Genomic DNA, 9044 nt, shown 5'->3' with positions numbered 1-9044 from the left:
AGACGAGCAGCCGGAGGACGCCTCGTTCCTCGACGACGCCATCCGCCCGTACGAGCAGGGCGCCATGAATGTCCTGCAGGCCCTCGCCCACCTGTCTGCCGGCCGCTGTCCGGTGTGTCAGCTGACCGAGCGCGACACCAAGGGCGACCAGCCGATCGCCCTGTGCCGCTGCGGCCAGCACCACACCGATCACGCTCCCTCGGACGAGTGCACCTCGTTCCGCGCCGCCACTCGCTGATCACCCAACGTCTGGTCATCCGCACTTCCCATTGCCGCCCCGACACACCGCCCTGCGGACGCGCAGGCGGCGATGGATCGCTCGGCCCGCTTGCCACCAGCTCGGCGGCAAGCGGGCCGCAGCCGTTCCCGGCCGCTGTGAAACGAGCAGTTGCGTGCCTTGGCTCGGGCTCACCCACCGTACGGACAGCCGTCCGAGCTGAGCCCAGGCCTGCTCACGGCACCCCGGCCGCCACCCGCGCCCGGGGATCGCCCCTTGAGGAGCTGAGAACTCATGACGAAGACCCCAGCCGGCCGCCCCACCACCGGCACGTCGGCCCGCGTCGGCCGCCTGATGCGCAACACGGGCGCCGTCGCCCGCGCAGCCTGGCAGGGCTGCCCCGAGGAAGGACTCCCGCCCGTACGGAAACTCCGGCGGCCGGGCTGGCTGGGCCTGGTGCGCATCTCAGGCGAGCACACCGACCCCTGCGAGGTACAGGCCGGAACCGAGACGGTCAAGGACTGGCGTACCGCCTACACCGCCCACGGAGGCAAGGACCCGGTCGCGAACGAGTACTTCGGGCTCCCCGAGGACTTCTACGACCCCGACGACGACGGCGCGCTGGACCGCGCGGTGGACGCCGTCGCCCACCTGCCGGTCGTGCTGCTCAGCGGCCTGTACGACGGCATGGAAGACGGGCTCGCCCGGACCAAGGCACAGCACGCGGGCGGCACGGACGGCTGGGACCTCATCGAAGCGTACGTCCGGCTCGGCCTGGTGCCCCCGGCGAACGTCCTGTACCTGCCGCACGTCCCGAACCCGGATCGCACCGAGCGGCTGACCGCCTACCTGATCGCGGCGTACCTGCATGGGGCGTGCCGTCAGGCGGCCGGGCAACTGCGCGGCGACGCCCGCATGGCACGACGGCTTCTTTCCCTGCCCCGCACCCCGGCCCAGAGCGCGGGGGAGTGACCGTGTCGAACCAGACCGAGCGCGACACCCTGGGCGAGCTGCTATTCCGAGAGTTCGGCGCCTACGCCGCAGCTCTGGACGAGCACGGCGAGGACTGGGCGCATGCCTGGCCTTCGGCCGCGTGGCCGCCTCACACCCCGCTGGCCGCCCTGCAAGGCCGGTTCGCCGTGGCCCGCGAGGCCGCGGCAGCAGTCGGCGTCGAGCTCAGCGACGCCGCCATCACCGAGGAGCACCAGATGCGTCAGGAATACCGGGCGATGTTCCCCGACGGGCCACCGGTCCTCATCGGCTGATCCGGCGCACCCCGGCGCCCCCACTCCAGCCCCGGTCTGCCTCTTCCCATGGCAGACCGGGGCCCGCGCGTGCCTCGCCAACGCCCGGCGCGCTCATGGCAGTTGCGCCGCTTGATTCCGCCCTCCGCACGGTCCGGACTACCGCACGCCCTCCCGAGGCCCACCGCCCGGGGTGCCCACCGGACCTGAGGAGAAGCAGATGCAAGTAGCCCACGACGTACGTGAAGTCCTCGCCCGTGCCACCTGCGAGGGAGTCACCGTGCGCCTGCCCCTGGACGTGGATCCAGCCCGGTCCGGGCTGGGAGAGCGAACGGCTCGGGTCCTCACCGCCGCAGGCGCGCTCTTCAGCCCTCGGCGACAGGCATTCGTGTTCGCCGACCTGTTCCCCTTCGGGCAGGCCCAGCCGCTGATCGATTACATGATCGTCAACAGGAAGACGGCGCCTCGGCCCTACCGCGGTGAGGCGCCCTGCCCGCCGGCCGTCGCGGAGCAGCTGTGCGACGAGCTGGCCCTTCGCCCCGGCTGGACGGTCCTGGAGCCTTCAGCCGGACACGGAAACCTCGCCGCCGAAGCCGCCGACCGTGGCTGCGCCGTGGACTGCATTGAACTGGAACATCACCGTGCCCGCGACATCAAGGAAGCCGGTCTCGCTCGCCATGTCATCACCGCCGACTTCCTGACCCTGGCCCAGCAGCCCCAATACGATGCGGTGATCATGTACCCGCCGTTCCGGCGCGACCTCGCCGCCGCGCACCTCGTGCATGCCCACGGCTTCCTGCGTCCCGGCGGCCAGATCGGCGCGTTGGTCTCCCTCGGCCTGGAGAACGGAGTCCGCAAGGCATCCGTCGCTCTGCGTGAACTCCTGCAGCGGTACGGCAGCAGGAGGTACGCCCTGGAAGGCGAGGTCATGTCCCCCTCCGGACGCCCCTTGAACACGGAGCTGTGGATCATTTACGGCCCGCAGCACTGAGTTCTCCGTTCGTGCCCGGGGCCTTGGCCCCCGGCCCGAACGGTTGTGCGGCTTGCCCAGCCGCTCCGCACGGTTGCCCTGCCGGACTCACCCGAGTCCGAGGCCCCCCAACCGTCTTCGCAGGAGCGGACATGCTCTTCCACCCGCGGCCCGCCCGCACCACCCATCATGTGCAGCCCACTGCGCGTGCCTTCGCCGAGTTCGCCGCCGAGAATCCCCATCTTCACCTCGACTCGGTACAGGTGGGCGCTGGAACGGTGACCGTCCATCTGCACGGCGCGCACTCCCTCGAACACCTCGCGCACTGGGAGGAAGCCCTGGGCAACTGTGCCCGCAGCAGCGACAGCTTCCCCAGCTCGTACGACTCGCGCCTTCACTACACCGAGCGCCGCGCCGCAGTGGTCGCCGGCGTCGCGTTTGAAGCCGTCGCCTTCCACGACGGCCCCGGCGCGTACGACCCACATCAGATGGTCCGGTCCACCATGTCCCCGACGGCTCTCGCCACCCGCACGGACACCGTTCAGATTCCGGCCCGGTCGTGGGGCGCTGCCCGCCGCTGTGCCGTGGCTCTCGGTGTCACCGCAGCCCTGGCGGTCGCCGCCGTCACCGCAGCCGCCATCACCCAGCGAGCGAAGGCGCCCGGCCTGTCGCGCGCACTGGTGATCCGCTGACCCGAAGCCATGTGCCGCCCGTCGGCTGGATGTCACGACGCGCCTGACAGCCCACCAGCCCGCCCCCCACCCATGGGGGCGGGCTGGTGGGCATCTGCGCAGGCCGACACCGACAGCACGCGCGGCCAGTCAGTTGCGCGGGTAGCAGGGAGCGGCACCACGGTGCTCCGCACGGAGCCGGGTCGCTGGCGCCGCACCGAGCAACCGACCCCTTTGGAGCTGAACTGCCATGGCCGCGTCCACGGTCCGCCCTCGCGTGATCATCGTGTCGTGCGGGGGACGCAAGAGCACCACCGAACAGCCGGTACCCGCAGGTGAGATGTACTGCGGCAGCTACCATGTGGCCCTGCGCCGCGCGGCCGACGCGCTCGTCGCCCAGGACCGTACTGCTCGCGTTCTGATCTTGTCTGCCCTCCACGGTTTCGTCGCCCTGGACCAGGTCATCGCGCCCTACGACCTCCGGATGGGCGACGAGGGCTCGGTCACTGGCGAGAAGCTCCGCCAGCAGGCCGCCGACCTCGGCGTTCTCCACGCGGACGTCACCGTTTTGGGTCCCCGTGCTTACGTAGAGGCCGCTCGTGCCGTGTGGCTGAGGCTGACCGACGTGCTCGCGGGGGCACGGGGCATCGGTGAGCAGCTCGCCAAGCTGGCTGACATCTACGCCCCCGCCCGCCGCTCCCAGACGCCGAAATCCGCCGCCCGCCCGGTCGACGGCACGAGCACCGGAAGCATCATCGAGGAGATCGAGCGGCGGGCGGACGCGCGCCAGAACAGGGAAGAGCGACGAGCAGCCCGCAAGCGGGCGCGCTACGCCACCTACTCCCGGCTCGTCATCGCGCACGCCGACCGGGCACACAGCACCCTCACCTTCCCCGGTGACGTAGCCAAGAGCGCCGCCCGCGCCGGAGCTGCCCGCCGCTTCGCGGACCTCTACCGCGTCCAGGTGCACGGGCGCCCCGACGACGCCCGCACCGTGGACGTCCACGGCACACCACGGGACGTCGCACGCTTCCTGTCTGCGCTCCCGCGGGCAATGGAGGCGGCGGAGATCCGAGCCTCCGAGGCCGCCCGTCTGTACGGACGCTGGGAGCGCCACTCCACCGCCCGCTCCCACCTTGCCGGCATGCCCTCCGCCCAACGCCGTACTCGTGCCCGCGACTTCCGCGCCGCAGCCTTCCTGGTGGTGATCGACGTCCTCCTCGACTGTCCAGGCACCGTCCCCGAGGCCACCGACAGCATCCCACCGTGGGATCAGGTCTACCCCCTGGCCGCAGGTATCGCGCACTACTACTGGTTCGATCCCGCTGCCCTCGCCGACCCCGACGAGACCGCGCGCATCCTCGCGAACGCTGAACGCCGCCACGTCACGCCCCCGGACACACCGCGACCGCGAGTTCCGGGGACCGCGTAGAGACGTTGCCCGGCTAGCCGCCTGCTCCAGCACGGTCCTCCCACCCACCGGGCCACCACGCCCCGGACACCCGAAGACACGAACCTCTTGGAAGGACCGCCATGGGATCGAACATCTCCCACGCCACCACAACGGAGCCGGCCGCCCACGACCGAGCGCTCCTGACCGACTTCTTCAACCGGTGCACGACCGCTCTGGTCGGCCAACGCGGCGCAAGCGCCCGCGTCGTCGGCGTTCTGCGGGATCAGCTGGAGGCCACGCTGCGCGAGCAGTGGGTGCCCCCGGTCCTTTCCTGGACCGAGCACGTCACATACCCCGGCACGCAACCCGGCCCCACAGTCGTCCACCTCGCCGACTCCACGGCAGGCGCGTACGCGCTCCACCTCGACGACAACCTGCGCGAGGTTCTCGGCCAGATGCTGATCGAGCCGCCGGACCCCGACGAGGTCGCCGCCGAGAACGCCGACTGTGAGCCGGATGGCCCTCTGCTCGAGGACGAGACCGCCGCTGCCCTCTTCACCTACCTCGTCAACGAATCCGACGAATGGCAGTCCGGAACGGCCCACCGGATGTCGACCTTCACCGAGCCGGAGGCGCTCGACTACCTCCTTGCGCGCGGTCCCCTGCGCCCGCACGAGAACCGCGCCCTGATCACCGCTATCCGGCTCCTGCACCCCGAGCGTTTCGGCCCGGCCTGAGCCGTCCGCCCCGACTCCACCCGCTCCCGACGCGACCCAGGCCCGCGTACCAGCGCGCGGGCCGACGCCGCTCGCCCACACGACCAGGACTCCACCAGATGACCGACACCGCAACCAACATCACCCCCTCGCCCTACCAGACCGAGCTGATGGTGGCCGCGCTGAAGGACCGCGCTCACCGCCTGCCCTCCGATGCCAAGGCAGCCACCCTCGATCTCATGCTCCGCCGGCAATGGATCCGTGAGCATCGAGCCGACGGCCGCCTCCTGGGAACCGGCACCGGACCCACGGGGCCCGCAGGTCCCACCCACTTCCGTCTTTCCCACGCAGGCGTCCGCACGGCGAAGAGCCACCAGTGGATCCAGCTCACCAGGACCCACACGATCGGAACGATCGCCGCCTACCATCCGGCCCGCGCCAAGCGCCACCAGGATATCGTCGCCGTACAGAGCCGCCCCGACTCCGACGGGCACGTCAAGGTCCTCAGCGGCCGGCTCCGCAGGCTCATCACCGTCGCGCTCACCGACCTCAGGCCCGCGCCACCTGCGGCTCTGGCGCCCGGAGAGCTCACCGACACCTGGGCCGTCATGGACCAGGACGGCACCTGGCTGCTGCTCGTCGAGGGCACCTCTTACAGTGCCGCCCGGCGCGCCGCGCGCCACGCCGCCGCCCACGCGCCGGAGGCCAAGTCCCGATCCCTGCGCGGCGTCGACTTCCTGTATCGCCGCCTCCGCAGCAGCGAGATTCCCGTCACCTTCGCCGAGCTGCACGCCGCTGCCGTCCGAAGCGCCTAGACGGCCGTCCACCCGGCTCACGCAACTGGCACGCGTGGTGGGCCGTGCGGATCTCTCCGGACCACAGGCCAGCACAGTTGCGGACCTAACTCGGCGACGACGCACCGTACATCACGGCAGCCGGACCCAACGCCCGGCGAAAGCAGCCACGTTGTCACTCACCATGAGGGGAACTCACTCCATGAACAAGGCCCAGCTGATCGATGCCATCGCCGACAAGATGGGCGGCCGCCAGCAGGCCACCGACGCCGTCGACCACGTACTCGACGCGATCGTCCGAGCCGTCGTCGAGGGCGACCGTGTCTCGATCACCGGCTTCGGCTCCTTCGAGAAGGTCGACCGCCCCGCCCGCTACGCCCGGAACCCGCAGACGGGCGCCCGCGTACGGGTCAAGAAGACCTCGGTACCCCGCTTCCGCGCGGGCCAGGGCTTCAAGGACCTCGTCTCGGGCTCGAAGAAGCTCAAGAAGAACACTCTCGCGGCGAAGAAGGCTCCCAAGGGCAGCCTGACCCGCGCTGCCTAGCCCCCACCCCTCCCGGCCCCGGTGCCCCGGTCCTCGAACCGGGGCACCGGGGCCTTCGCCGTTCACGCGGACCCCATGGACAAGCCGACAAGGGGTGCGCTGTGCCAGGACCACCGACGGGGGTTGACCCGGTTGGCCTGTTCTCGTCCACGGTCTGCGTCCGCGACCAGACGAAGGAGCAACCCCCATGTCCGCGACCGCACCTATGCCCGGCGACGTGACCGCGTCCGAATGGAACCTCGCCCTGGGCGAGACCCTCGACCGCGCTGAACTGCACCAGCGCTACGGCGGACGTATCCACCCGCGCATCAGCCCCTCACGCGCCTCTCAGAACGTCCTTCTCTTCACCACGCCCGCCGGGCTCTTCGACGGGTGGACCGGCGAACATGTGCACTTCACGGGCGAAGGAGGCACGGCAGGCACCGACCAGGTACTCACCCACGGAAACAAGTCCGTCCTGCACCATCACACCGAAGGCCGCACCCTGCGCCTCTTCCACCAACGGCCCGATACCCAGGACGTGACCTACCTCGGGCATGTCCACCTGGACCGCGACCGCCCCTACGTGTGGGCCGACGCGCCCTGTGACCCCCGCAGGCCGCTCGAGATCGCCCGCCGCCTTGTCTTCCGGCTCCGTCCCGTCTTCAGCCCACCGCCCGGCTTCCTGCCCACCACACCCCCGGCCACCTGGACACCGAAGATCCATACGGACTCCAGCCCTGCTCTCCTCCCCGACCCGAGCCCAGCCGAGCGCGCCGCCGCGAGTCTCCTGGCTTCCTACAGCCGGTACCTGCGTGCAGCACACGCCACCGACCTGGTCCACTACCGGATCCGGCCGGCGGGGACGCTCACGGAGGTCTCCACCCACCACGACCCGGCCCGTAACGAAGTCATCGCCGTCCGCCCCACCCTGGCACGCACCGCCATCTGGGCCGCCCTTGGCGAGCTCCAGGACGTCACCCGCTTCATGGACCAGCGCCCCGACCCGGCGCTGCTCCTTCCCGCCGAGCCCGACCACGACGTGGCCGAACTGCTGCACCACGCGGGCGCCGCCGCCATCTGGCCGGTTGACCACTACGTCTTCGCCCGCACCCGGCCGCCGAAGCGCGACGAGCACCACTAGCCGGGCCACGCTCTCCGCCACGGCCACCTCGCACACCCCCAGGGCCCGCCCCGAGCCGTCAACCCGGCCGGAAGCGGGCCCTGACCCGCCTCCAGATCTCTCAGCGAAGCAGCCCGCCTTCCTCCTGGAGCAGCAGGCAGTTGCGGGGCTTACCTCGACCCGGGCGACGGTGAGCGCGCTGGACCTGCCCGCCACGCCGCGAGGCACATCCGATCCATCCCAGTGGAGGGCCGGTCCAGCTCGTTGCGCAGCCCACCCCACCGCCAACTCACCGCCGCCACCGGGCCTCGATCCCGTGTCCGGCATCCGCGAAGGGCTCGGGCGCTGGCATGGCACCGAGACAGCACCGTGGCCCGCGGCCGGGCTGTCTCACCGACTGCCTCCTACACCGCACACCACCCATCCGAACTCCCTGGACTCGTGGAGTGCCTCATCATGGCCACCGACTGGCTGCTCTCGCAGAACGAACGAATGAAGAAACAGGGCATCTTCAACTGGACCTTGCCCGCATGGGTCGTCACACTCCAGGACGAATCCCCCGACGGCACCACCACCGTGCGCAGGGTCAATGTCTGCCCTTCGGCCGGGGTCTGCGCCAAGCACTGCTACGCGCTCGGCTCCGACTCCGGATACATCCGCTTCCCTGCCGCACGCGCCCGCCACCTGCGCAACCTGCGGATGGTGCTGGACACCCCGCTGCTCTGGCAGGAGCGCATGGCCGCCGAGCTGCGGCACCCCCGCTACCAACCCGACTCCGACAACGGCAAGTTGGGGCATATCAGAATCCATGACGCCGGAGATTTCTTCGACGACGCCTACACCCTCATGTGGCTCGAGATCATGCGAGGCGCACCCGAGGGCCTGACCTTCTACGCGTACACCAAGGAAGTCAGCCGTTTCCGGCGCCTCGTCGAGCCGAACCCACCCGCCAACTTCAAGTACGTCTTCTCCCGGGGCGGGAAGGAAGACGTCCTCATCGACCCCACCCGCGACCGCGACGCGGACGTGTTCCTCACCCTGGAGGACCTGGAAGCCGCCGGGTACTCCTCGCAGGCCGCCTCCGACCTCTTGGCCGTGCACGGCCCGCCCCGTGTCGGGATGACCGTCAACCGCCACCGCAAGGGCATGACCGCGTCCTTCGGAGAGCTGCAGCGGCAGCGAGACGCCGAAGCCGCCAGCCGGCGCGAACGCCAGCAGACCAAGGCCCGCTCCTCCAACTGACGAGCTGCCCCCGAGCCCGCCCCGCCGCCAACCCGGCCCGGGGCGGGCTCACTGCGTTGCCGGCCGGAGAGCGGCGACCAGCAGGTTGCCGGGCTAAGCACTCGCGCGGCCAGCGTCGGCCGAACCGACGCGGCCCGCAGCCGCGCCCGAC

At 70.8% G+C, this 9044-nt stretch carries 9 protein-coding genes and 2 pseudogenes; all 11 read left to right on the top strand.

The annotated features are described in order from the left end of the window. A pseudogene (locus P3H78_RS32470) lies at window positions 1-238 on the top strand (hypothetical protein); the annotation flags it as partial. A gap of 273 nt (window positions 239-511) precedes the next feature. Beyond that, on the top strand, window positions 512-1189 hold the full coding sequence (locus P3H78_RS32465; RefSeq protein ID WP_276112775.1) for a hypothetical protein: 678 nt from the start codon (window positions 512-514) through the stop codon (window positions 1187-1189). A 2-nt stretch (window positions 1190-1191) separates the two neighbouring features. Continuing rightward, window positions 1192-1482, top strand: coding sequence for a hypothetical protein (locus tag P3H78_RS32460; protein ID WP_276112774.1), 291 nt, complete (start codon window positions 1192-1194; stop codon window positions 1480-1482). A 199-nt stretch (window positions 1483-1681) separates the two neighbouring features. Continuing rightward, complete coding sequence (locus tag P3H78_RS32455) at window positions 1682-2452, top strand: SAM-dependent methyltransferase (protein WP_276112773.1); 771 nt, start codon at window positions 1682-1684, stop codon at window positions 2450-2452. A gap of 131 nt (window positions 2453-2583) precedes the next feature. Continuing rightward, on the top strand, window positions 2584-3123 hold the full coding sequence (locus tag P3H78_RS32450) for a hypothetical protein (protein WP_276112772.1): 540 nt from the start codon (window positions 2584-2586) through the stop codon (window positions 3121-3123). A gap of 229 nt (window positions 3124-3352) precedes the next feature. Then, on the top strand, window positions 3353-4534 hold the full coding sequence (locus tag P3H78_RS32445; protein WP_276112771.1) for a DUF6884 domain-containing protein: 1182 nt from the start codon (window positions 3353-3355) through the stop codon (window positions 4532-4534). A gap of 101 nt (window positions 4535-4635) precedes the next feature. Next, entirely contained in the window at window positions 4636-5232 is a 597-nt protein-coding gene (locus tag P3H78_RS32440) for a hypothetical protein (RefSeq protein WP_276112770.1), read from the top strand. A 98-nt stretch (window positions 5233-5330) separates the two neighbouring features. Continuing rightward, window positions 5331-6026, top strand: a complete 696-nt coding sequence (locus tag P3H78_RS32435; protein WP_276112769.1) for a hypothetical protein — start codon at window positions 5331-5333, stop codon at window positions 6024-6026. A 181-nt stretch (window positions 6027-6207) separates the two neighbouring features. Beyond that, window positions 6208-6537 (top strand): annotated as a pseudogene (locus tag P3H78_RS32430) (HU family DNA-binding protein); the annotation flags it as partial. A 199-nt stretch (window positions 6538-6736) separates the two neighbouring features. After that, window positions 6737-7672 carry an SRA domain-containing endonuclease gene (locus P3H78_RS32425; protein ID WP_276112768.1) on the top strand — a complete coding sequence of 312 codons (936 nt, stop codon included), beginning with the start codon at window positions 6737-6739 and terminating at the stop codon, window positions 7670-7672. Between the two features lie 435 nt (window positions 7673-8107). Next, window positions 8108-8893 carry a GP88 family protein gene (locus tag P3H78_RS32420; protein WP_276112767.1) on the top strand — a complete coding sequence of 262 codons (786 nt, stop codon included), beginning with the start codon at window positions 8108-8110 and terminating at the stop codon, window positions 8891-8893. The last annotated feature ends 151 nt before the right edge of the window (window positions 8894-9044 follow it).

It is taken from the genome of Streptomyces tropicalis, assembly GCF_029269835.1.
GTDB lineage: Bacteria > Actinomycetota > Actinomycetes > Streptomycetales > Streptomycetaceae > Streptomyces > Streptomyces tropicalis.
Note: the sequence above shows the minus strand (reverse complement) of the source record. Positions and strands in the feature narration are given on the sequence as shown.

Bases quoted from the DNA above. Each gene is read 5' to 3' on its own strand.
- P3H78_RS32435 (WP_276112769.1), top strand. From the start codon at position 5,331: ATGACCGACACCGCAACCAACATCACCCCCTCGCCCTACCAGACCGAG.
- P3H78_RS32455 (WP_276112773.1), top strand. From the start codon at position 1,682: ATGCAAGTAGCCCACGACGTACGTGAAGTCCTCGCCCGTGCCACCTGC.
- P3H78_RS32450 (WP_276112772.1), top strand. From the start codon at position 2,584: ATGCTCTTCCACCCGCGGCCCGCCCGCACCACCCATCATGTGCAGCCC.
- P3H78_RS32445 (WP_276112771.1), top strand. From the start codon at position 3,353: ATGGCCGCGTCCACGGTCCGCCCTCGCGTGATCATCGTGTCGTGCGGG.
- P3H78_RS32440 (WP_276112770.1), top strand. From the start codon at position 4,636: ATGGGATCGAACATCTCCCACGCCACCACAACGGAGCCGGCCGCCCAC.
- P3H78_RS32425 (WP_276112768.1), top strand. From the start codon at position 6,737: ATGTCCGCGACCGCACCTATGCCCGGCGACGTGACCGCGTCCGAATGG.
- P3H78_RS32465 (WP_276112775.1), top strand. From the start codon at position 512: ATGACGAAGACCCCAGCCGGCCGCCCCACCACCGGCACGTCGGCCCGC.
- P3H78_RS32420 (WP_276112767.1), top strand. From the start codon at position 8,108: ATGGCCACCGACTGGCTGCTCTCGCAGAACGAACGAATGAAGAAACAG.